This window comes from Streptomyces sp. NPDC019937, assembly GCF_040631655.1.
GTDB lineage: Bacteria > Actinomycetota > Actinomycetes > Streptomycetales > Streptomycetaceae > Streptomyces.
Genome location: NZ_JBEYAL010000034.1, coordinates 21,338 through 43,511, shown reverse-complemented (window position 1 = coordinate 43,511; position 22,174 = coordinate 21,338). Strand labels below are relative to the sequence as shown.

Sequence of the window (22,174 nt, the reverse complement as noted above, 5' to 3'; positions counted from 1 at the left end):
CCGAGCCGCACCCAGCTGCCCGAAACCAGACACCTCCTAGGGGCACCCCCATGCCCGCTTCCGGCACCGCCCGCCTCCTCGCCGGGGGGAGCGAGGGACCAGGCGCGCTTCGCCCGATGCTCGACACCGTCCTCGACGCCCTCGCCCACGGCGCCGCCGACCGCCGCGGACCCCTCCCCGCCGGAGGACCCGGCGCCGTCGCCCACCGCCTCCACCACGCGGCCCGGCCCGCCATCCCCGACCACGGCGAAGGACCGCACCACGCGCTGCGCACCCTCGTGACCGCCCTCACCGAGGGAGCCGCCGACCCGGCCGACCCGCACTGCGCCGCCCATCTGCACTGCCCGCCGCTCGCCGTCGCGGCCGCCGCCGACCTCGCCGTCTCCGCGCTCAACCCCTCCCTCGACTCCTGGGACCAGGCCCCCGCCGCCGCCGAACTGGAAGCGCTGACCTGCCGCGCCCTCGCCGAGCTGGTCCACCCGCACGGCCCCGCCCCCGACGCCCTCGTCACCACCGGCGGTACCGAATCCAACCAGCTCGCCCTGCTGCTCGCCCGCGAAGCCGCCCACGGCGCACCCCTCCACGTCATCTGCGGCGCCAACGCCCACCACAGCGTCCACCGCGCCGCCTGGCTGCTCGGCCTGCGGCCACCCCACACCCTCCCCACCCCCACCGGTGTCCTCGACCCGGCCCGGGTCCACGACGCCCTCGCACCGGCAGCCCATCCCACGCTCCTCATCGCCACCGCGGGCACCACCGACACCGGCGCCATCGACCCCCTCCCCCACCTCGCCGACCTCTGCGACGACCACGGAGCGACCCTCCACATCGACGCCGCCTACGGCGGACCGCTCCTGTTCAGCGACACCCTCACCAAACGGCTCGACGGACTCGACCGCGCCCACACCGTCGCCCTCGACCTGCACAAACTCGGCTGGCAACCGGCCGCCGCCGGTCTGCTCTCCGTACCCGACACCACCGCCCTCGCCCCCCTGAACCACCGCGCCGACTACCTCAACGCCGACGACGACACCGACGCCGGACTCCCCGACCTGCTCGGCCGCTCCCTCCGCACCACCCGCCGCGCCGACATCCTCAAAATCGCCGTCACCCTGCGCGCCCTCGGCCGCCACGGCCTCGGCGACCTCGTCGACCGGGTCTGCGCCCACGCCGGAGCCCTCGCCGACCTCATCCAGGCCCGCCCCACCCTGGAGCTGTACGCCCGCCCCACCCTCTCCACCGTCCTCTTCCGCCCCACGGGAGCCCCGCCGGCCGCCGTCGCCGCGCTGCGCCGCCGCCTCCTGCACCGCGGCACCGCCGTCCTCGGCCGCGCGGCCACCCCCGAGGGGCTGTGGCTCAAGGCCACCCTCCTCAACCCGCACATCCAGCCCGGCGATCTGCGCCGGCTGCTCGACCTCGTGGAAGGCGACACCACCCCATGAGCACCGCACAGCCCCCCATGCCGCCGTCCGCCGCCGAACCCGGCCCCACCACCCCGGAACAGCCCCTGGACCTCGCGGGCATCGGCATCGGCCCGTTCAACCTCTCCCTCGCCGCCCTCGCCCACGGCGTCCCCACCCTGCGCACCGCCTTCTACGAACAGCGGCCCGCCTTCCACTGGCACCCCGGCCTCCTCATCGACGGCGCCACCGTCCAGGTCCCCTTCCTCGCCGACCTCGTCACCCTCGCCGACCCCGCCAGCCCCTGGAGCTTCCTCAGCTACCTCAAGGCCCGCGAACGGCTCTTCCCCTTCTACGTCGCCGAGCGCTTCCACATCGAGCGCACCGAATACGACGCCTACTGCCGCTGGGTCAGCGAACAACTCCCCGGCCTCCACTTCGGCCACCGGATCGACGCCGTCCGCTGGGACCACGACCACGAACTGTTCGAAATCGACATCAGCCGGCTCGGACCCGACGGCGAAGCCGCCTCACCCCGCCGCGCCCACGCCCGCCACCTCGTCCTCGGCGTGGGCACCGAACCCCACGTCCCCGAACCCCTGCGCCCCCTCGCCGACGCCCCCAACGTCCCGGTCCTGCACGCCGCCGACTACCTCGAACACCGCGAACGGCTGCTGAACACCGGCCACATCACCGTCGTCGGCTCCGGCCAGTCCGGCGCCGAGGTCTTCCTCGACCTGCTGCGCAACCGGCCGCTCGGCGCCGAAGGGCTGCACTGGCTCGCCCGTACGCCATCCTTCGCGCCCATGGAATACAGCAAGCTCGGCCTGGAACAGTTCAGCCCCGACTACGCCCGCTACTTCCACGCCCTCCCCGAGGCCGTCCGCGACCAGCTCCTCCCCGGACAGTGGCAGCTCTACAAGGGCATCGCGCAGGAGACCATCACCGCCATCCATCACGAGCTGTACCGCCGCGCCCAGCAGGGCGGCGGCTGGCCGGGCGCCGTCCTCACCCCCGGCGTCACCGTCCGCACCGCCGGCCGCATCGCCGCCGCCCGGCTCGAACTCCACCTGGAGCACGCCCAGCAGGGCACCCGCACCCGCCACACCACCGAGGCCGTCGTCCTCGCCACCGGCTACCGCGAGCGCCGCGTCGACACCCTCCTCGCCGCCCTCGACCCGTACATCCGGCGCGACTCCTCCGAGCGGCCCCGCGTCGACGACCAGCACCGGCTCGTCCTCGACCCTCTCATCACCGGCTCCGTGCACGTCCAGAACGCCGAGCGGCACACCCACGGCGTCGGCACCCCCGACCTCGGGCTCGCCGCCTGGCGCTCCGCCGTCATCCTCAACTCGCTCACGGACACGCCGGTCTACCCCCTGCCGCCCCGCACCGCCTTCACCACCTTCGGCCTCCAGCCCTCCCGGCCCGGCACGGCCGCCCCGCAGCGGCCCGCCGCCCCGTCGGCGCCGGTCGCCCGGGGCAGCGGCCGCATGCACCTGCCCGACCAGCGCGGCGGCCTGACCCGCACCCGGACCTGACCTCCGCGCCGGCCGTCGTTCAGAACACCGGCGTGCCGTCCCGCGTCAGCCTCCAGTCCACCGACGCGAACCCGGCCCCGTCGATCGTCCCGCTCGCCTTCACCCACGCGATGATCGTGTTACGGATCTCCTCCGAGTTGGCCCACACCTGCTGGGCGGCGGCCACATGCGGGAAGTTGCCCCCGCCGCTCGCCCGGTAGTTGTTCACCGCCAGCACGAACCGCGCAGACTCCTCCACCGGCTCACCGCCGAAGCGCAGCGCGGCGATCCGCGAACCCACCGGCTTCGCGACATCGATCTCGTAACTCAGACCGCTCACCGCGTCGTAGTTGTAGTCGGGGATGTCGTCGGCGTTCGTCAGCTTCGACGGATCCACCTCGCCACCCGCCGGGGTCCGTACGTAATACCGCGCCGAGAACTCCAGATAGTCCTTGACCTGGGCGCCCGTCAGCACCCGCGCCTCCAGCGTGTTCTCGAACGGATACAACCCCGCCACCTGCCGGATCGTGACCTTCCCGGCGGGGATCCGCGCCGTGCGCGAGAAACACGACGCCTGCGACAGCACCGGCAGCCCCGCGTGCTCCGTGCCCGCCAGCGCCGCCTTCACCGTCTCCGCCTGCACATGATTGATGAAGTCGATGATCGGCGCGTCCTTGTACGGCGCCTCCGCGGCCGTCATCGCCGCCGTGGAGGCGCCGATGACCTGATTGACGTACCCGACGACCTTCTTGTGCTCATCGCCCAGCAGCTCCACGATCCGCGGATCCTCCGCCACCGACGCCGAGTTCAGCACCTTCGCCGCCACCGACTCCACCTGCCAGCGGCCCCGCGCCCACTCCAGCCCGATGTCGAAGCACGTCAGCCGCTGCCCCCACTTCAGCGGCTCGGACAGCACGACCTCCCGGCCCGTCTCCTTGTTCACCACCCGCCGCTCGGCGATCTCCACATGCGCGTGACCCACCAGGATCGCGTCGATGCCCGCCACCCGCTCCGCCACCAGCGCCGCCGCGTTCTCCACGTACGGCAGCTGATCGCCGTAAGAGGATGTCCCGCTGGTGCCCGAATGCGCCGAGACGATCACCACGTCCGCGCCCATGGAACGCAGCCGCGGCACCCACTTCGCCGCCTGCTCCTCCAGCCCGGGGAACGTCATCTTCCCCCGCACGTGCGCCTTGTCCCAGATCGCGATCCCCGGGTTCGTCAGCCCCAGCACCGCCACCTTCACCCCACGGCCGCAGGGCGTACGCAGCCGGGTCATCCAGTACGGCGGGAAGGCGGGCCGCAGCGACGTGGCGTCCAGCGCGTTCGCGCCCAGCAGCGGGAAGTCGCACTGCTCCTCGAACTTCCGCAGCACCGGGATGCCGTAGTTGAACTCGTGGTTGCCGAGCGCCGCCGCGTCGTAGCCGATGAGGTTCATCGCCTGCGCCATCGGATGCACCGGGCCGCCCTCCCCGGTGATCGGGTCGACCTTGGCGTAGTAGTACGACAGCTGGGTGCCCTGGATGGTGTCGCCCGCGTCGATCAGCAGCGTATTGCGCCGCCCCTTCTCCTGGCGGACCCGCTCGACCAGGGTCGAGATCTTCGCGAGCCCGACATCGTTGTGCGCCGCGTCGTCGAACTCGGCGTCCGTGAAGTAGTCCCAGTTGAAGACGTTGCCATGCAGATCGGTGGTGCCCATGACGGTGAACTCGTACCGCTCATGTCCACGACCGTGCCCGTGCCCGTGGCCCCGCGCCTCGGCCGGAGCGGCGGCCGCGCCCGAGGCGAGCGCGGCCCCCGCGCTGGTGGCCGCGGTGCGGCCCAGAAACGTCCGACGGTCGAGCGGCATGGCTGAACTCCCCTGGGATACCTGCGACATGAGCACAACGCGCGTAGATTCTGGCGCAGCCGCACCCGTCCGCGACACCCCCGAAAGGTTGCGATCAGAGCACGCCGGGCGCCCGCCGCGGGGTGACCCGTGCACCGGCCCCGAATCGCTCATCGGAGCACCCCCGCGCACGTTTCATTAGTTGTCGATGATCCGCCACGCAAAGGCCATGGGGGAGTGTCCACTTTCCGGTTCTTTACCCGCGAGTAAGTCATAGGCTCGGCTGCATGCGCCGAGCAAAAATCGTCTGTACTTTGGGACCCGCGACCGACTCGTACGAGCAGATCAAGGCGCTCGTCGAAGCCGGAATGGACGTGGCCCGCTTCAACCTCAGCCACGGCACCTATGCCGAGCACGAGGAGCGTTACCGGCGAGTCCGCAAGGCCTCGCTGGAAACCGGTCGCAGCGTCGGCATCCTCGCCGACCTTCAAGGCCCGAAGATTCGGCTCGGCCGCTTCCGCGAGGGGCCCGTACTCCTTGAACGCGGAGACGAGTTCACCATCACCGTCGAGCCGATCGAAGGCGACCGCTTTCGCTGCGGCACCACCTACGAGGGGCTGGCCAACGACGTCAGCAAGGGTGAGCGCATCCTCGTGGACGACGGCCGCGTCACCCTCGAGGTCGTCGACGTCGACGGACCGCGCGTGCACACGATCGTCATCGAAGGCGGAATGATCTCCGACCACAAGGGCCTCAACCTGCCCGGCGTGGCCGTCTCCGTCCCCGCCCTCTCCAAGAAGGACATCGAGGACCTGCGCTGGGCGCTGCGCACCGGGGCCGACATCATCGCCCTGTCCTTCGTCCGCAACGGGGACGACGTCGTGGACGTGCACCGGGTGATGCAGGAGGAGGACTGCAGGCTCCCCGTCATCGCCAAGATCGAGAAGCCGCAGGCGGTCGAGAACCTGGAGAAGATCGTCGACGCCTTCGACGGCATCATGGTCGCCCGCGGCGACCTCGGCGTCGAAATGCCGCTGGAGCAGGTGCCGATCGTCCAGAAGCGTGCGATCAAGCTGGCGAAGCGGAACGCGAAGCCGGTGATCGTCGCGACCCAGATGCTCGACTCGATGATCGACAACTCCCGCCCCACCCGCGCGGAGGCCTCCGATGTCGCCAACGCCGTCATCGACGGCACGGACGCGGTGATGCTCTCCGGCGAGACCAGCGTCGGCAAATACCCGATCGCCACGGTCCGGACCATGGGCCGCATCGTCACCGCCGCCGAGGAGGACATCCTCGCCAAGGGGCTCCCCCCGCTCACCGAGCGCAACAAGCCCCGCACCCAGGGCGGCGCGGTCGCCCGCGCGGCGGCTGAAATGGGCGACTTCCTCGGCGCCAAGTTCCTGGTGGCCTTCACCCAGTCCGGGGACACCGTCCGCCGCCTCTCGCGCTACCGCTCCCCGATCCCCCTGCTGGCCTTCACCCCGGACCCGGGCACCCGCTCCCAGCTCAACCTGACCTGGGGCGTCGAAACCTTCCTCGGCCCGATGGTCGCCTCCACGGACGAGATGGTCGCCCAGGTCGACGAGGAGCTCCTCCGCCTGGGCCGCTGCCGGCGCGGCGACCTCGTCGTCATCACGGCGGGCTCCCCGCCCGGCGTCTCCGGCTCCACCAACCTGGTCCGCGTCCACCACATCGGCGCCGACGACCTCCGCTGATCCCGCACGGGGCCGGAGTGCCGCGCTCAGTACTTCGGCCCGACGTGGGCGTCCATGAGCGCGACGGAGGCCCGGCGGGCGACGGAGATGTTGAACGGATCGCTCCCGCGCGCGAGCGTCGTCCACTCCACACCGACCGCGGTGAGCGTGTCGGAGCAGAGCTTGCGGATGTCGTCGGACTTGTTGGTGAAGAAGTACCGGGGATATTCGTAGCGCTTACGCTCGCCCGCGACGATGCGCGTGGTCCAGTTGGTGATCCGACAGCCGTCGGAGTGGAAGAGCCCCCGGATGAACTTCCAGGGGTATGCGTCCACGATCTCCTGCTGCCAGGGCTCCAGGGCAATGACGCGGTCGTGCTTCTTGCCTGGGCCGTGCTGCGGGAACAGGCAGGTCCAGTGCTTCGTGTACGACTTCACCTCGGCGCAGCCCTTCTTGTGCCGCCGTTTCACGCTGGGCAGCGCCATCACCTTGCGCATGGCTGCCTCGGCCTCGTCGATCAAACCTGGCCAGGCGTCGGCACAGAAGATCGACAGATGGTGCTGCTTGGGCTTGGAGATGATGTGACCGTCGCCGAGATACAGCCCTAAGAGGTACGCATACGCGCTGTGGTCGAATGTGCGGCCCGTGCATGAGGGGCAGTCGGTGGGTTGCGTGAAAACCTCGCCCCGCTGCTTTCGGTCTTGATGCCGCCACCAGCCGACCGTGCCCCGCGGGACCCCGAGAAGCTCGGCGACATCGCGATTGGGGACTCCGCGCCGCATCAGCATCACGGCGTCATGACGAACGGACGGACTGTAGGCATTCATGTACCGAGCGTCGCACTCGCATGGCTACCGCCATGCCGAAAGGGGTGCTTATCACGCGAATGCGAAAGTCCGCTTAAAGAGGTGAGTACCGGGTGCGGGATTCGAACCCGCAAGCCCTTTCGGGCAGAGGTGTTTGAGACCTCCGTGTATACCGTTCCACCAACCCGGCTCGCGCAGCGCGATCAGCTTACCGTGTACAGGGCGATCTCGTCGCGCAGGTAGGCTCGAGGTGCAGCACCTGCCATGAACGAGGAGCCCCGTGAGCGACACCGAGCCCGTCGACGAGCAGTCGCACGTTCCCCCGTACACCACCCGCGTCGTCATCGCCGAGGACGAGGCCCTCATCCGTCTCGACCTCAAGGAGATGCTCGAAGAAGAGGGGTACTCCGTCGTCGGTGAGGCGGGAGACGGCGAGACGGCCGTCGCTCTCGCTCGGGAGCACCGGCCCGACCTCGTGATCCTCGACGTGAAGATGCCCGTCCTGGACGGGATTTCCGCCGCCGAGCGCATCGCGGCCGACCGCATCGCGCCCGTCCTCATGCTGACCGCGTTCTCGCAGCGCGAACTGGTCGACCGGGCCCGGGACGCCGGGGCGATGGCGTACCTGGTGAAGCCGTTCAGCAAGAGCGACGTGGTGCCCGCCATCGAGATGGCCGTCTCCCGTTTCACCGAGCTGAAGACGCTGGAGCAGGAGGTCGCCGACCTCTCCCAGCGGCTGGAGACCCGCAAGCTGGTGGACCGGGCCAAGAGCGTTCTGCAGACGGAGTACGGGCTGACCGAGCCGGCCGCGTTCCGCTGGATCCAGAAGACGTCGATGGACCGGCGGCTGTCGATGCAGCAGGTGGCCGAGGCGGTCATCGCGGACGCGGCGGAGAAGAAGGCCAAGGAGCCCAAGGAGCAGTGACCGGGGGACGGCGGGGGTGAGGGGAGGCCCGATCGGGCCTCCCCTCACCCCCGTCAGTCCTCGCCGAGGTACGCCTTGCGCACGGACTCGTCGTGCAGCAGCGCCTCCCCGGTGCCGGACAGCACGATCTTGCCGATCTCCATCACATGGCCGTGATCGGCGAGGGACAGCGCCGCCTGGGCGTTCTGCTCGACCAGCAGGATCGTGGTGCCCTGTGCCTTCAGCTCGGCGATGGTCTGCATGATCTTCTGCATCATGATCGGCGAGAGGCCCATCGAGGGTTCGTCGAGCATCAGCAGCTTGGGGCGGGACATCAGGGCCCGGCCCATGGCGAGCATCTGCTGTTCGCCGCCGGAGAGGGTGCCGGCCGCCTGGGTGCGGCGTTCGCCGAGGATGGGGAAGAGGTCGTACACCTTCCGTACGTCGGCGGCGATCGCGTCGGTGTCCTTGCGGAGGAACGCGCCGAGCTGCAGGTTCTCGGCGATCGTCAGCCGGGGGAAGATATGGCGTCCCTCGGGGGAGTGGGCCAGGCCCAGGGCGACGATCTTGTGCGCGGGGACCCCGCTCAGGGGCTTGCCGTTGAAGCGGATGGTGCCGCCGAGCGGGGTGAGCAGGCCGGAGAGGGTGCGCAGGGTGGTCGTCTTGCCCGCGCCGTTGGTGCCGATGAGGGTGACGACCTGGCCGGCCTCGACGCTGAACGAGATCCCCTTGACGGCCTCGATCTTGCCGTAGGCGACCCTGAGGTCCTCGACCTCGAGCAGTGCGGTCACTGTCCGTCCTCCTCTGTACGTGCCTCTGCCGCCTCCACCGCCGCGGCCTCCTCGGCGCCGGGCGCGCCCTCGAAGGGGGTGCCGAGGTAGGCGGCGATGACGCGTTCGTCGCGCTGGACGACGTCGGAGGTGCCCTCGATCAGCTTCTGGCCCTGGACGAGTACGGCGACCCGGTCGCACAGGCGGAAGATGAAGCGCATGTCGTGCTCGATGACGAGGACGGCGGTGCCCATGTCGCGGATGGCGAAGACGAGTTCTTCGGTGGCCCGGGTCTCCTGGGGGTTCATGCCCGCGGTCGGCTCGTCGAGGAGCAGCAGGCCGGGGTCGCTGGCCAGGGCGCGGGCGATCTCCAGCTTGCGCTGTTCGCCGTAGGGGAGGTTGCGGGAGAGGTGGTCGGCCTTGGCGGCGAGGCCGGTGAACTCCAGGAGTTCCATGGCCCGTGCCGTGGAGGCGGCTTCGGCGCGCTTGAAGCCGGGGCCGCGCAGGAGGGCGGACCACAGTCCTTCCTTGGTGCGGGTGTGCCGGCCGACCAGGACGTTTTCCAGGACGGTCATGTTGGCGAAGAGGCGGATGTTCTGGAAGGTGCGGGCGATGCCGGCCTGGGTGACCAGATGGGGTTTGGGCGGCAGGACGGTGCCCCGGTAGGAGACGCGGCCCTCGGTGGGGACGTAGAGGCCGGTGAGGCAGTTGAAGAAGGTGGTCTTGCCCGCGCCGTTGGGGCCGATGAGGCCGACGATCTCGCCGGGATGGACGTCGAGGTCGACCGAGCGTACGGCGGTGAGTCCGCCGAAGCGCATGGTGACGCCGGTCGCGGTGAGGACGGGGGCGGCCTTCGCCACCGTGGTCGTGGTCATGTCTGTCATGCCTCCGCCTTGGTGACGCCGACGGCGCTGCCGCTGAGGGCGGTCTGGTCGGGCACGTCGAGCTGTCCCGTCTCGTGGTATTCGAGCTGCTGCCGCCGGTTGGGAATGATCCCTTCGGGACGGAAGCGCATCAGCAGGATGAGTGCGATGCCGAAGGCGAGGAGCTGGTAGTCCTGGAGGAATTCCAGCTTCTCGGGGATGAGGAAGAGCAGGGCCGCGCCCAGCAGGGGGCCGCCGATGGTGCCCATGCCGCCGAGGATGACGGCGGCGAGCAGGAAGGTGGAGTTGGGCGGGACGGGCCCGGCGAAGACGTACTGCTCGGGGACGACGGTGGTCTGGACGTGGGCCCAGATGGTGCCGGCGACTCCGGCGAGGGTGGCGCCGAGGGCGAAGGCGATGAGTTTGACGCGGAAGCCGTTGATGCCCATGGCGGTGGCGGCGGTCTCGTCCTCGCGGATGGCGACCCAGGCGCGGCCGATGCGGGAGTTCCCGGCCCGGCTGAAGATGAGGACGACGATGACGGTGACGAGCAGCATCAGCAGGTAGTAGTTGCTGTTGGAGTCGAGGGTGAGTCCGGCGAAGCTGTGGTCGTCGTCGAAGTTGAAGCCGAAGATCTCCAGGGCCGGGATGTTGGGGACGCCGTTGGGGCCGTTGGTGACGGAGGGGCCCGAGGTGCCGTCGAGGTTGCTGACGGCGATGCGGAAGATCTCTCCGAAGCCGAGGGTGACGATGGCGAGGTAGTCGCCGCGCAGCCGCAGCGTGGGGGCGCCGATGACGACGCCGAAGATGAGGGAGACCGCGGCCCCGGTGAGCATGGCGGCCCAGAACGGGAAGGTGACGTGGATGGTGGAGGCGGCGGTTCCGGAGACCAGGGCGGCGGTGTAGGCGCCGACGCCGAGGAAGGCGACGTAGCCGAGGTCGAGGAGTCCGGCGAGTCCGACGACGATGTTCAGGCCGAGGGCGACGGTCGCGAAGATGGCGATGTTGACGCCGAGTTCGGTGTAGCTGGCCTTGTCCTGGGTGAAGGGGAAGACCAGCGCGGTGACCAGGGCCGCGACCAGGGTGAGGGAGCGGTGGGCGCTGGTGAGTCCGCTGAGCCGGGCGATGAGTCCGGCTTTGAGGAGCGCGGTGGTGGCGAAGCAGAGTGCGATGAGGTAGCCGATGAACGGTTCGGGGTTGTCCTCGTCGGTCCGGATGCCGTAGTTGACGACGTAGAGGCCGAGGGCGAAGACGGCCGCGATGATGAGGACGTCGGCCCAGGAGGGGAGCGGCCGGGGGCGGCGGAGGGGCCGGGTGTCGTCCGTGAGCAGGAACGTGGTGGCGACGGGCGCGGCGGAGGCGACGGCGGCGACCCAGCCGCCCGGTTCCAGGTTGACCAGGCCGCCTTGGTCGACGGCGATGGCGATGAGGGTGAACCAGGTGGTGGCGAAGGTGCCGAGGGCCAGCAGCCGCAGGGCCCGGGTGGAGCCGGCGGGGGTGAGCCAGCGCAGGCCCCGGACGTCCAGGGCGGCGAGCGCGAACAGCAGGGTGGCAAGGCCCAGGACGAGGGTGAGGACCTGGAGCCCGCCGGGGTAGCCGTAGACGGTGAGGTCGCCGGGGAAGTCGGAGGTCCAGGTCCAGGCGAGGAAGGTGGAGGCCATGGCGGCGAGGCCGCCGGCCGCGGTGAGCGCCCGGAGCGGGGTGGTGCGCGGGGCCGGGGTGTCCCCTGCGGTCGTGCCGAGGTCGAGGGTGGTCATCGGTTCACTCCCTTCACGCCCGGTCCGCTACGCGTTCGCCGAGCAGCCCCTGGGGCCTGACCAGCAGGACGACGATGAGCAGGGTGAAGGCCCAGACGTCCTTCCATGCCCCGCCGCCGAGTTGGTCCATTCCGGGGATGTCCTGGATGTATTTGATGGCCAGGGCCTCGGCGATGCCGAGGACGACGCCGCCGAGCATGGCGCCGTAGATGTTGCCGATGCCGCCGAGGACGGCGGCGGTGAAGGCCTTGAGTCCGGCGATGAAGCCCATCTCGAAGTTGATCTGGCCGTACTTGAGGCCGTGGGAGAGGGCGGCGACGGCGGCGAACGCGCCGCCGATGGCGAAGGCCATCACGATGATGCGGTCGGTGTTGATGCCCATCAGCTTGGCGGTGTCGGGGTCCTGCGCGGTGGCCTGCATGGCGCGCCCGGCCCGGCTCCTGGAGACGAACAGCCCCAGGGCGAGCATGCACAGCGGGGCGGCTATGAGCAGGAACGCGTCGCCGCGCTGGATGTGCAGGCTGCCGGTGATCTCGAATGAGCTGCCCTCGAACTGGGGGAAGCTGCGGGCCTTCTTGGCGTCGGGGTAGAAGGCCCAGACGGCCTGCTGGAGTGCGATGGACAGGCCGATCGCGGTGATCAGGGGGGCCAGCCGGGGGCCGCCGCGCAGGGGCCGGTAGGCGAAGCGTTCGGCGGCCGTGGCGATGGCGACCGAGGCGAGAATGCCGCCGATGAGCATGAGCGGCAGGGCCAGGGCGAGTGCGGTGCCGCTGGGCAGCCAGAGGTAGACGGTGAGGGCGCCGAAGCCCCCGATCATGAATATCTCGCCGTGGGCGAAGTTGATGAGCTGGACGATGCCGTAGACCATGGTGTACCCGATGGCGATCAGACCGTAGAGGGCGCCGAGGGTCAGGCCGTTGACCAGCGTTTGCGGCAGTTCGTGCACCGCAGGGCCTCCGATGAGCGTGTCGGATATGACGCCGCGCGAGGGCGCCGGTGTGCGCCCTCGCGCGGTTGTCTTGCGTGGATGGGCGGGGTGTCGCCCGGGGATCAGTCCTTGAAGGTCCTGCTCGTCACGTCCTTCCAGGCGCCGTTCTTCACCTGGTAGACGGTCAGCTGCTTGTTGGTGGTGTCGCCGTAACGGTCGAAGGAGACCTTGCCGGTGACGCCGTCGAAGGACACCTTGTTCAGCGCCTCGGTGATCTTGGCGCGGGCGTCGTCGGGGAGCTTGCCGTCGTTGTCGGCGACGACGGCCTTGACGGCCTGGATGATGGCCCAGGCGGCGTCGTAGGAGTAGCCGCCGTACGCCCCGTACGGGTCCTTGTAGTTCTGGGCCGCGTAGTTCTTGACGAACGTCTTGGCGGAGGGCAGGTCTTCGACGGGGTAGCCGACGGAGGTCGCGTAGTCGCCGTCGTTGCTGGTGCCGGAGGCCTTGATGAAGGCGGGGTCGTAGATGCCGTCGCCGCCCATCACCGGGACCTGCGCACCGGCCTGCTTGATCTGGTCGGACAGCAGTCCGCCCTCGGGGTACTGGCCGCCGAAGTAGACGGAGTCGGCGCCGGAGGACCTGACCTTGCCCGCGATGCCGGAGAAGTCGGTCTCCTTGACGGTGAGGTGGTCGGTGCCGACGACCGTGCCGCCGAGGCGCTTGAACTCCTGGGCGAAGATCTTGGCGAGCCCGGCGCCGTAGGTCTGCTTGTCGTCGACGACGAAGACCTTCCGCTTCTTCGCGTCCTTGTAGTAGTACTGCGCGGCGAAGCGGCCCTGGATGATGTCGGTGGTCGCGGTGCGGAAGTAGGTCTTGAACGGGCGGGACTTCTTGCCCGAGGCCCAGGCGTCGCCCTGGCTCAGCGCCGGGTTGGTGTTGGCGGGGGAGACCTCGGCCAGGTCCGCCTTGGCGAAGACGCCCTGCATGGACTGGGCGACTCCGGAGTTCAGCGGGCCGACCGTGCCGAGGATGGCGTCCTCGTCCACCATCGAGGTGGCGTTCTGCTTGCCGGAGGACGGCACCGCCTGGTCGTCATAGGACTTGATCTTGAAGGTGACGCCGGGGACCTCCTTCTGCTGGTTCGCCACCTTGGCGGCGAGGTCGACGGAGTTCTTGATGCCCTGGCCGAGTGCCGACAGCGAGCCGGTGAGCGGGGCGTCGACGCCGATGACGACGGTGGTCTTCTTGTTCTTGTCGCCGCTGTCGGTCTGGCCGCGCGAACCGCAGGCGCTGAGGGTGAGGGCTCCCGCGGTGATCGCGGTCGTCAGGATGAGCAAGGAACGCTGTCGCACGAAGAATCCTTTCCCTGGCCCGGCCGCCCCTCGGGATGGGACGCCGTGTCCGCGCCGGTGGATCTGTTACAGCCGTACAGGTGCTGGCGAACACCTGACGGGGATCGTGACTGGCTGTGAATGTAAGGGCGGGACGCAATGGAGGGCAGAGGTGCAGCCCATGATGTGACTGTCTTGTTATGACCCAGGTCACGTTCGTGTGTCGGTGTAGCGGAACGGAAAGGACAAAGCGGGTCTTTACTGGCAATCCATGAGGTCCGGATAGTGAGAAGCCGCAGTTCCGCTAAGGAGTCGAAGGAACGTGTGGACGAAGCGTGGAGACGCGTACCCACGGCGATGGCGAGAGGTCATCATGGATGACGTCACGGAGTGAGGGTGTCCGATCTTCGATTGCGTGCGTATTACGGAGTGTTACAAGTGGGGCGAGCAATTCCGGCCGCATGTACTCAGGGCGGTGCGCAAACGAAGCGGCACCCCCGGATCCGGGGGTGCCGCTTCTGGCGGGTGAGGCGGGGTGCTACGGCTTCGGCAGGCCCTCCGCGTCGCGCAGCAGGCAGGTCAGCCGGGCGGTGCACACCCGGCGGTCCTGCTCGTCGCTGATGACGATCTCGTACGTGGCGGTCGAGCGCCCCCGGTGGACGGGCGTGGCGACGCCGGTGACCAGGCCGGAGCGCACCCCGCGGTGGTGGGTGCAGTTGAGGTCGACGCCCACCGCGATCCGGCCGCTGCCGCCGTGCAGCATCGAGCCGACCGAGCCCAGGGTTTCGGCCAGCACGGCGGAGGCGCCGCCGTGCAGCAGCCCGTACGGCTGGGTGTTGCCCTCCACGGGCATGGTGCCCACGACCCGCTCCGCGGAGGCCTCGAGGATCTGCACGCCCATGCGGGTGCCGAGGTGACCCGCGGAGAACAGCGCGAGGAGGTCGACGCCGAGTGCCGCGTACTCGTCGATGACCTCTTGCGGGAACTTCACGCTGGCCTGCTCGCCCATCGGGACCGGCTCCGTTCGTCTGCTGGCGGTGACCACCCGCGCTGACGGTGGCCACCTGCTGGTGATGGCCACCTTCATATCAGGCCACTGAGCGAACGCTTAGACGGGGTGGGCCGTCAGGCGGGGCGGGTCTGCTCCAGCCGGACCACCACGGACTTGCTGGCCGGGGTGTTGCTGGTGTCGGCGGTGGCGTCCAGCGGGACCAGCACGTTGGTCTCGGGGTAGTACGAGGCGGCGCAGCCGCGCGCGGTCGGGTAGTGGACCACCCGGAAGCCGGGGGCGCGGCGCTCCACGCCGTCCGTCCACTCGCTGATCAGGTCGGCGTACGAGCCGTCGGCGAGCCCCAGCGCGCGGGCGTCCTCGGGGTGCACCAGGACCACCCGGCGGCCGTTCTTGATGCCGCGGTAGCGGTCGTCCAGGCCGTAGATGGTGGTGTTGTACTGGTCGTGGGAGCGGAGGGTCTGCAGCAGCAGCCGGCCCTCGGGGGCCGTCGGGTACTCGACGGGGGCGTCGGTGAAGTTGGCCTTGCCGGTGGTGGTGGGGAAGCTGCGGCTGTCCCGGGGGGCGTGCGGCAGGGCGAACCCGGACGGGTCGCTCACCTTGGCGTTGAAGTCCTCGAAGCCGGGGATGACGGCCGCGATGCGGTCCCGGATCGTGGCGTAGTCCTTGGCGAACTCCTCCCACGGGGTGGCGCTCCCGGCGCCGAGCACCCGCCGGGCCAGCCGGGCGACGATGGCCGGTTCGGAGAGCAGGTGGGGGCTCGCGGGCTCCAGGCGTCCACGCGAGGCGTGCACCATGCCCATCGAGTCCTCGACGGTGACGAACTGCGGTCCGCCGTCCTGGACGTCCCGCTCGGTGCGGCCGAGGGTGGGCAGGATCAGGGCGCGGGCGCCGGTGACCACGTGGGAGCGGTTGAGCTTGGTCGAGACGTGGACGGTCAGCCGGGCGGCGCGCATCGCGGCCTCGGTGACGTCGGTGTCGGGGGAGGCGGCCACGAAGTTGCCGCCCATGGCGAAGAAGACCTTGGCCTCGCCGTCGCGCATCGCGCGGATGGCACGGACGACGTCGAAGCCGTGCTCGCGCGGCGGCGCGAAGCCGAACTCCTTCTCCAGGGCGTCCAGGAAGGCGGGCGCGGGCCGTTCGAAGATGCCCATGGTGCGGTCGCCCTGCACGTTGCTGTGGCCGCGCACCGGGCACACCCCGGCGCCGGGGCGGCCGACGTTGCCGCGCAGCAGCAGGAAGTTCACGACCTCCCGGATGGTGGGCACCGAGTGCTTGTGCTGGGTCAGGCCCATGGCCCAGCAGACGATGGTGCGCTTCGAGGCGAGGACCATGCTCAGCGCGCGGTCGATGTCGGCCCGTTCCAGGCCGGTGGCGCGCAGCGTCTCGTCCCAGTCGGCGGCGCGGGCGGCGGCGGCGAAGTCCTCGAAGCCGTGGGTGTGCTCGGCGATGAAGTCCTCGTCGATGATGCCCGGGGTGTTGTCGGAAGCCTCCAGGATCAGCTTGTTGAGGAGGCGGAAGAGGGCCTGGTCGCCGCCGATCCGGATCTGCAGGAAGAGGTCGGTGAGCGAGGTGCCGCCGCCCGCGAGCCCCTTGGCGTTCTGCGGGTTCTTGAACCGCTCCAGGCCCGCCTCGGGCAGCGGGTTGACGGAGATGATCTTCGCGCCGTTGGTCTTCGCCTTCTCCAGCGCGGAGAGCATGCGCGGATGGTTGGTGCCCGGGTTCTGCCCGGCGACGACGATCAGGTCGGCCTTGTAGAGGTCCTCCAGCAGCACGCTGCCCTTGCCGACGCCCAGTGTCTCGGTGAGCGCCGAGCCCGAGGACTCGTGGCACATGTTGGAGCAGTCGGGCAGGTTGTTGGTGCCGAACTCGCGGGCGAAGAGCTGGTAGAGGAAGGCGGCCTCGTTGCTGGTGCGGCCGGAGGTGTAGAAGACGGCCTCGTCGGGGGAGGCCAGGGCCTGGAGTTCGTCGGCGATGATGTCGAACGCGCGGTCCCAGCTGACCGGCTCGTAGGCCTCGGCGCCCTCGGGCAGGTACATGGGCTGGGTGAGCCGGCCCTGCTGGCCCAGCCAGTAGCCGCTGCGGGTGGCGAGGTCGGCCACCGGGTGGGCGGCGAAGAAGTCGGGGGTGACCCGGCGCAGGGTCGCCTCCTCGGCGACGGCCTTCGCGCCGTTCTCGCAGAACTCGGCCGTGTGCCGCTTGTCCGGCTCGGGCCAGGCGCAGCCCGGGCAGTCGAAGCCCTTCTTCTGGTTGACCTGGAGGAGGGTGAGCGCGGTGCGGCGCACTCCCATCTGCTGCTGGGCGATGCGCAGCGAGTGACCGACCGCCGGGAGCCCGGCGGCGGCGTGTTTCGGGGGTGCGACCTCGGGCGCGTCCTGGACCGGATCGCCTGCGGGTGGCTTGGCTGCCATGTCGCTCCCCTTTTTCCGCCGTGGTTGGGTGCCTGTCCCCTCTCGATCCTTTCATGAGTCACGGACTTTGGGACCACCCGGTGCGGGTGGGCCGGTGCGGGTGGGCTGGGGTGGGAGGCGGGAGGCGTTGTCGGTGGGGCGTGGCAGGATCGGGGTCGTGGCAGAGAAAGCATCGAAGAAGACCGCAGCGCCCGCGCCCGACCGCACGGGGGACCGTCCCCGCCTGCTCCTGCTGGACGGGCATTCCCTGGCATACCGGGCGTTCTTCGCGCTGCCGGCGGAAAATTTCAGTACGACCACCGGCCAGACGACCAACGCGATCTACGGCTTCACCTCGATGCTGGCGAACACGCTGCGTGATGAGCAGCCCACGCACCTGGCGGTGGCGTTCGACGTCTCGCGCAAGACCTGGCGCTCCGAGCAGTTCACGGAGTACAAGGCGAACCGCTCCTCGACCCCGGACGAGTTCAAGGGGCAGGTCGAGCTGATCGGCGAGCTGCTGGACACGATGAACGTCCACCGCTTCGCGGTGGACGGCTTCGAGGCGGACGATGTGATCGCCACCCTTGCCACCCAGGCCGAGGCCGAGGGCTTCGAGGTGCTGATCGTCACCGGTGACCGCGATTCGTTCCAGCTGGTCAGCGAGCATGTCACGGTCCTCTACCCGACCAAGGGCGTCTCCGAGCTGACCCGGTTCACCCCGGAGAAGGTCCAGGAGAAGTACGGTCTCACCCCGCGCCAGTACCCCGACTTCGCGGCGCTGCGCGGCGACCCGTCGGACAACCTGCCCGGCATCCCGGGGGTCGGCGAGAAGACCGCCGCGAAGTGGATCAACCAGTTCGGGTCGTTCCAGGAGCTGGTGGAGCGGGTCGACGAGGTCAAGGGCAAGGTCGGCGAGAAGCTGCGCGACCACTTGGAGGCCGTGAAGCTCAACCGGCAGCTGACCGAGCTGGTCAGGGACGTGGAGCTGGGCGTCGGCCCGGACGGTCTCAAGCGCGTTCCGTACGACCGGGCCGCGATGGCCGTGGTCCTGGACGCGCTGGAGTTCCGCCACCAGAACTTCCGCGACCGCATCCTGGCCGTCGACCCCGGCGCGGCCGACGAGGAGCCGGCCGCCGCGGCCCCCGGCGTCGAGGTCGACGGGGTGACGCTGGGCGCGGGCGGGCTGGCGCCCTGGCTGGCGGAGCGCGGCGCCGAGCCGCTGGGCCTGGCCGCCGTGGACACCTGGGCGCTGGGCAGCGGCAGCGTCAGCGAGATCGCGCTGGCCACCGCGGGCGGGCCCGCCGTCTGCTTCGACCCCTCGGAGCTGGACGAGGCCGACGAGCGGGCCTTCGCGGCCTGGATCGCGGACCCGGACCGGCCGAAGGTGCTGCACAACGCCAAGGGCACCATGCGGGTCTTCGCCGAGCACGGCTGGTCCGTCGCGGGCGTCTCGATGGACACCGCGCTGGCCGCCTATCTGGTCAAGCCGGGCCGCCGTTCCTTCGAGCTGGACGCGCTGTCGGTCGAGTACCTGGGCCGTGAGCTGTCCCCGGCGGCGGCAGCGGACAGCGGGCAGCTCGCCTTCGGCGCCGACGAACAGGCCGAGCAGGACGCCCTGATGATCAAGGCGCGTACGGTGCTCGACCTCGGCGAGGCGTTCCGGGGGCGGCTGGAGGAGGTCGGCGCCGCCGGGCTGCTGAGCGATGTGGAGCTGCCCACCTCCGAGCTGCTGGCCCGGCTGGAGCGCTCCGGTATCGCCGCCGACCGCGGCTGGCTGGACCGCATGGAGCAGCAGTTCGCGGGCGCCGTCCAGCAGGCGGTGAAGGAGGCGCACGCCGCGGTGGGCCACGAGTTCAACCTCGGCTCGCCCAAGCAGCTCCAGGAAGTGCTCTTCGGCGAGCTGGGCCTGCCCAAGACGAAGAAGACCAAGACCGGGTACACCACGGACGCCGACGCGCTCGCGTGGCTGGCCGCGCAGACCGACCACGAACTCCCGGTGATCATGCTGCGTCACCGGGAGCAGGCCCGGCTGCGCTCCACCGTGGAGGGGCTGATCAAGACGATCTCGCCCGGTGGCCGCATCCACACCACCTTCAACCAGACCGTGGCGGCGACCGGCCGGCTGTCGTCGACCGACCCCAACCTGCAGAACATCCCGGTGCGCACGGACGAGGGCCGGGCGATCCGGCGCGGCTTCGTCGTCGGTGAGGGCTTCGAGTCGCTGATGACCGCCGACTACAGCCAGATCGAGTTGCGCGTCATGGCCCATCTCTCCGAGGACGAGGGCCTGATCGAGGCGTTCACCTCGGGTGAGGACCTGCACACCACGGTGGCCTCCCAGGTGTTCTCCGTCGACACCTCCGAGGTCGACCCGGAGATGCGGCGCAAGATCAAGGCCATGTCGTACGGCCTGGCGTACGGGCTGTCGGCGTTCGGCCTCTCCCAGCAGCTGGGCATCGGCGCGGACGAGGCGCGGCGGCTGATGGACAATTTCTTCGAGCGGTTCGGCGGCGTCCGTGACTATCTGCAGCGGGTCGTGGAGGAGGCGCGCGCCACCGGCTATACGGAGACCATGCTCGGCCGCCGCCGCTATCTCCCCGATCTCAACAGCGACAACCGGCAGCGCCGTGAGATGGCCGAGCGGATGGCGCTCAACGCCCCGATCCAGGGCACCGCCGCCGACATCGTCAAGATCGCGATGCTGAAGGTGGACGCCGCGTTGACGGCGGGCGAACTCTCGTCGCGGATGCTGCTCCAGGTGCACGACGAAATCGTGCTGGAGATCGCGCCGGGGGAGCGGGAGCGGGTCGAGGAGCTGGTGCGGCGCGAGATGGCCGGCGCCTTCCAATTGCGCGCTCCGCTGGATGTGTCGGTGGGCGTCGGCGCCGACTGGGAGTCGGCCGCGCACTGAGGGGCGGCTGGTGGAACTGGCGGAATCGGCCAAGTGTTCACCCCCGAATGGCTGCTGACAGGCGGTAGGCAGCGGTGGTCGCGGGCCCTAAGTTGTCGTAGTGTCACCAGGGTTGACGCGCGGGGGAGCGCATCGTGTTCGACGGGAGGGACACACGGATGGCACCGCTTATCGGCCGACGTTTGCGTAAGGGGGCGGCCACGACGGCGGTGGCGGCGGCCGCGATGGCCGCCCTCACCGCATCCCAGGCGCCAGGGTTCGCCGCCCAAGAGCACGGCGACCGGGATCACCGGGACCGGGACCGGGCCAGTGGGGCGCCGTCGCCCGATACGCCGATCGACGGCGGCTCCTCGTACCACACCGATCTGCCGCCCCTGACCAAGCCGGACAAGCCCGGCTCCTCGATCGACCTGCCGGGGCTCCCGGGCAGCAGCGCCAAGGCCGAGGCGGGGATACCGGCGAGCGTGCTCGCCGCGTACAAGAAGGCGGAGGCGGCGCTCCGGGAGGCCAAGCCCGGCTGCAACCTGCCGTGGCAGCTGCTGGCCGCGATCGGCAAGGTCGAGTCCGGCCAGGCCCGCGGCGGCAGCGTGGACCGCGAGGGGACGACCGTCAGTCCCATCCTCGGCCCGGCCCTCAACGGCAACGGGTTCGCCATGATCAAGGACACCGACGGCGGCGAGTTCGACGGGGACACCACCCACGACCGCGCCGTCGGGCCCATGCAGTTCATCCCGTCGACCTGGGCGAACTGGAGCCAGGACGGCAACGGCGACGGCCGTTCGGACCCGAACAACATCTACGACGCGGCGCTCGCCGCGGGCTTCTACCTGTGCGCCAACAACCGTGATCTGTCCGTCCAGGCGGACATCAACAAGGCGATCCTGGGCTACAACCACTCGCGGGAGTATCTGAACACCGTCCTGTCGTGGTTCGAGTACTACAAGCGCGGCACCCATGAGGTGCCCGACGGCACCGGCGTGCTGCCCTCGGAGAGGAGCGGCCCGTCGGGTGACGGCTCGAAGTCCGGCTCCAAGGAATCCGGCAAGGACAAGGGCAACGGTTCCGGCAAGGACACGGACTCCGGCAAGGGCAACGGCGGTGCGCACACCCTGCCCAAGCCCGACGACAAGCCCGACGGTTCCTCCCCCTCGACCGACCCGGACGACGACCCGGGGCAGACGCCCCTCCCGCAGCTCCCCAAGCCGCCGACCACGCCGCCCACCACGCCCGCCCCCAAGCCCACCGGCACCGCCAAGCTGACCGCGGTCGGCGCCAAGCAGTTCACCGCCACCGCCGGTGGGACGTTCACCGGCGCTCCCAAGGTCCACGCGGTGAACGCCGAGGGCGAGCCGGTGGCCGCGGCGGGCGTGAAGTACGAGATCCGCGGCGAGACGGGCGCCCGCTTCCTCGGCCTCGTCCGTTCCGTCACCGTGCTCACCGGCGCGGACGGCACCGCCACCGCCCCCAAGCTGCTCGCGGGCGAGCAGACCGGCTCCTTCACCCTGCGCGCCACGGCCGTGGGGCGCGAGCAGGTGGCCCCGGTCGACTTCGCCGCGTCCGTCAAGGCCCGGCCCGTACCGCAGGCCGACGCGCTGGCCCGCCTCGGGGACGGCGTCCTGAAGGCCGGGACCGGCGGCTCGTTCGCCGATCTCCTCACCGTCAAGGCGACCAACAAGGGCAAGGTCGCGGCGGGCGTCCCGGTCACCGCGACCATGATCACGGACGCCAAGAAGCCCGAGCCGAACGACAAGGGCCCGTACTTCCTCGACGCGAAGGGCAAGCCGGTCCGCACCCTGACCGGTCTGAAGACCGACGCCCTCGGCCGGCTGACGCTTCCGAAGATCCTCACCGATGAGCACGCGGGCACCTATCTGCTCCGCCTCACCACGGCCAACGGCGTCGTCCTGGACGTCGAGCTGACCGTCACCCCGGCCGCCGCCTCCTAGCGGGCCGCCGCCCCGGGCACACCGCGCCGCCCCCGAGCCCCACCGGGCCCGGGGGCGGCGCCGCTGTGTGCCCGGGGACGGCGCGCTTCGCGTTTCGGGCTTGCGTGTTCT

Annotated in this window: 15 protein-coding genes and 1 tRNA gene; 6 read left to right on the top strand and 10 right to left on the bottom strand. The window is 70.2% G+C overall.

The annotated features are described in order from the left end of the window. Window positions 1–50 precede the first annotated feature (50 nt). Both ABZ562_RS29800 and ABZ562_RS29795 read left to right on the top strand, forming a co-directional pair. Window positions 51–1,442: an aminotransferase class V-fold PLP-dependent enzyme gene (locus ABZ562_RS29800; RefSeq protein WP_361485430.1), complete on the top strand. Its 1,392-nt coding sequence runs from the start codon at window positions 51–53 to the stop codon at window positions 1,440–1,442. Then, entirely contained in the window at window positions 1,439–2,941 is a 1,503-nt protein-coding gene (locus ABZ562_RS29795) for a SidA/IucD/PvdA family monooxygenase (protein WP_361485428.1), read from the top strand. The genes ABZ562_RS29800 and ABZ562_RS29795 overlap by 4 nt, the downstream gene beginning before the upstream one ends. A gap of 19 nt (window positions 2,942–2,960) precedes the next feature. Here the strand turns inward: ABZ562_RS29795 and ABZ562_RS29790 are convergent, their stop codons facing one another. Continuing rightward, window positions 2,961–4,769: a 5'-nucleotidase C-terminal domain-containing protein gene (locus tag ABZ562_RS29790; protein ID WP_361485426.1), complete on the bottom strand. Its 1,809-nt coding sequence runs from the start codon at window positions 4,767–4,769 to the stop codon at window positions 2,961–2,963. Window positions 4,770–5,035: 266 nt separating this feature from the next. Between ABZ562_RS29790 and pyk the strand changes: the two genes are divergently transcribed. Beyond that, window positions 5,036–6,466, top strand: coding sequence for a pyruvate kinase (gene pyk / locus ABZ562_RS29785; protein ID WP_361485424.1), 1,431 nt, complete (start codon window positions 5,036–5,038; stop codon window positions 6,464–6,466). A 26-nt stretch (window positions 6,467–6,492) separates the two neighbouring features. On the opposite strand, the gene ABZ562_RS29780 is transcribed toward pyk, so the two are convergent. Together ABZ562_RS29780 and ABZ562_RS29775 are read right to left on the bottom strand one after the other, a co-directional pair. Next, on the bottom strand, window positions 6,493–7,272 hold the full coding sequence (locus ABZ562_RS29780) for a helix-turn-helix domain-containing protein (RefSeq protein ID WP_361485422.1): 780 nt from the start codon (window positions 7,270–7,272) through the stop codon (window positions 6,493–6,495). 86 nt (window positions 7,273–7,358) lie between these two features. Beyond that, a tRNA-Leu gene (locus tag ABZ562_RS29775) sits at window positions 7,359–7,441 on the bottom strand. A 90-nt stretch (window positions 7,442–7,531) separates the two neighbouring features. On the opposite strand from ABZ562_RS29775, the gene ABZ562_RS29770 reads away from it, so the two are divergent. After that, on the top strand, window positions 7,532–8,176 hold the full coding sequence (locus ABZ562_RS29770) for a response regulator (RefSeq protein WP_361485420.1): 645 nt from the start codon (window positions 7,532–7,534) through the stop codon (window positions 8,174–8,176). Between the two features lie 53 nt (window positions 8,177–8,229). Here ABZ562_RS29770 and ABZ562_RS29765 read toward each other — a convergent pair whose 3' ends face one another. The 7 genes from ABZ562_RS29765 to ABZ562_RS29735 all read right to left on the bottom strand — a co-directional run bounded on the left by ABZ562_RS29765 (window position 8,230) and on the right by ABZ562_RS29735 (window position 17,224). Then, window positions 8,230–8,946: an ABC transporter ATP-binding protein gene (locus ABZ562_RS29765; RefSeq protein ID WP_361485418.1), complete on the bottom strand. Its 717-nt coding sequence runs from the start codon at window positions 8,944–8,946 to the stop codon at window positions 8,230–8,232. Further along, window positions 8,943–9,809, bottom strand: coding sequence for an ABC transporter ATP-binding protein (locus ABZ562_RS29760; RefSeq protein ID WP_361485416.1), 867 nt, complete (start codon window positions 9,807–9,809; stop codon window positions 8,943–8,945). Before ABZ562_RS29760 ends, ABZ562_RS29765 begins: the two co-directional genes overlap by 4 nt. Beyond that, entirely contained in the window at window positions 9,806–11,545 is a 1,740-nt protein-coding gene (locus ABZ562_RS29755; protein ID WP_361485414.1) for a branched-chain amino acid ABC transporter permease, read from the bottom strand. The genes ABZ562_RS29760 and ABZ562_RS29755 overlap by 4 nt, the downstream gene beginning before the upstream one ends. Window positions 11,546–11,558: 13 nt before the next feature. Beyond that, window positions 11,559–12,491: a branched-chain amino acid ABC transporter permease gene (locus tag ABZ562_RS29750; RefSeq protein ID WP_361485412.1), complete on the bottom strand. Its 933-nt coding sequence runs from the start codon at window positions 12,489–12,491 to the stop codon at window positions 11,559–11,561. A 104-nt stretch (window positions 12,492–12,595) separates the two neighbouring features. Beyond that, window positions 12,596–13,825 carry a branched-chain amino acid ABC transporter substrate-binding protein gene (locus ABZ562_RS29745; protein WP_361485410.1) on the bottom strand — a complete coding sequence of 410 codons (1,230 nt, stop codon included), beginning with the start codon at window positions 13,823–13,825 and terminating at the stop codon, window positions 12,596–12,598. A 517-nt stretch (window positions 13,826–14,342) separates the two neighbouring features. Beyond that, a complete protein-coding gene (locus tag ABZ562_RS29740) occupies window positions 14,343–14,813 on the bottom strand; it encodes a hotdog fold thioesterase (RefSeq protein ID WP_055554333.1) in 471 nt (156 codons plus the stop codon). Window positions 14,814–14,929: 116 nt separating this feature from the next. Next, window positions 14,930–17,224 (bottom strand): FdhF/YdeP family oxidoreductase, encoded by a 2,295-nt coding sequence (locus ABZ562_RS29735; RefSeq protein ID WP_361485408.1) that lies wholly within the window; start codon window positions 17,222–17,224, stop codon window positions 14,930–14,932. A gap of 157 nt (window positions 17,225–17,381) precedes the next feature. Between ABZ562_RS29735 and polA the strand changes: the two genes are divergently transcribed. Continuing rightward, window positions 17,382–20,117 (top strand): DNA polymerase I, encoded by a 2,736-nt coding sequence (gene polA, locus ABZ562_RS29730; protein WP_361485406.1) that lies wholly within the window; start codon window positions 17,382–17,384, stop codon window positions 20,115–20,117. Window positions 20,118–20,275: 158 nt separating this feature from the next. After that, on the top strand, window positions 20,276–22,063 hold the full coding sequence (locus ABZ562_RS29725) for a lytic transglycosylase domain-containing protein (protein ID WP_361485404.1): 1,788 nt from the start codon (window positions 20,276–20,278) through the stop codon (window positions 22,061–22,063). Window positions 22,064–22,174: the final 111 nt, after the last annotated feature.

What these genes read in the sequence shown, in the direction of transcription:
- ABZ562_RS29800 (WP_361485430.1), top strand. Translation starts at nt 51, where the DNA reads ATGCCCGCTTCCGGCACCGCCCGCCTCCTCGCCGGGGGGAGCGAGGGA.
- ABZ562_RS29795 (WP_361485428.1), top strand. Translation starts at nt 1,439, where the DNA reads ATGAGCACCGCACAGCCCCCCATGCCGCCGTCCGCCGCCGAACCCGGC.
- ABZ562_RS29790 (WP_361485426.1), bottom strand. Translation starts at nt 4,769, where the DNA reads ATGCCGCTCGACCGTCGGACGTTTCTGGGCCGCACCGCGGCCACCAGC.
- pyk (WP_361485424.1), top strand. Translation starts at nt 5,036, where the DNA reads ATGCGCCGAGCAAAAATCGTCTGTACTTTGGGACCCGCGACCGACTCG.
- ABZ562_RS29780 (WP_361485422.1), bottom strand. Translation starts at nt 7,272, where the DNA reads ATGAATGCCTACAGTCCGTCCGTTCGTCATGACGCCGTGATGCTGATG.
- ABZ562_RS29760 (WP_361485416.1), bottom strand. Translation starts at nt 9,809, where the DNA reads ATGACAGACATGACCACGACCACGGTGGCGAAGGCCGCCCCCGTCCTC.
- ABZ562_RS29755 (WP_361485414.1), bottom strand. Translation starts at nt 11,545, where the DNA reads ATGACCACCCTCGACCTCGGCACGACCGCAGGGGACACCCCGGCCCCG.
- ABZ562_RS29740 (WP_055554333.1), bottom strand. Translation starts at nt 14,813, where the DNA reads ATGGGCGAGCAGGCCAGCGTGAAGTTCCCGCAAGAGGTCATCGACGAG.
- ABZ562_RS29735 (WP_361485408.1), bottom strand. Translation starts at nt 17,224, where the DNA reads ATGGCAGCCAAGCCACCCGCAGGCGATCCGGTCCAGGACGCGCCCGAG.
- ABZ562_RS29725 (WP_361485404.1), top strand. Translation starts at nt 20,276, where the DNA reads ATGGCACCGCTTATCGGCCGACGTTTGCGTAAGGGGGCGGCCACGACG.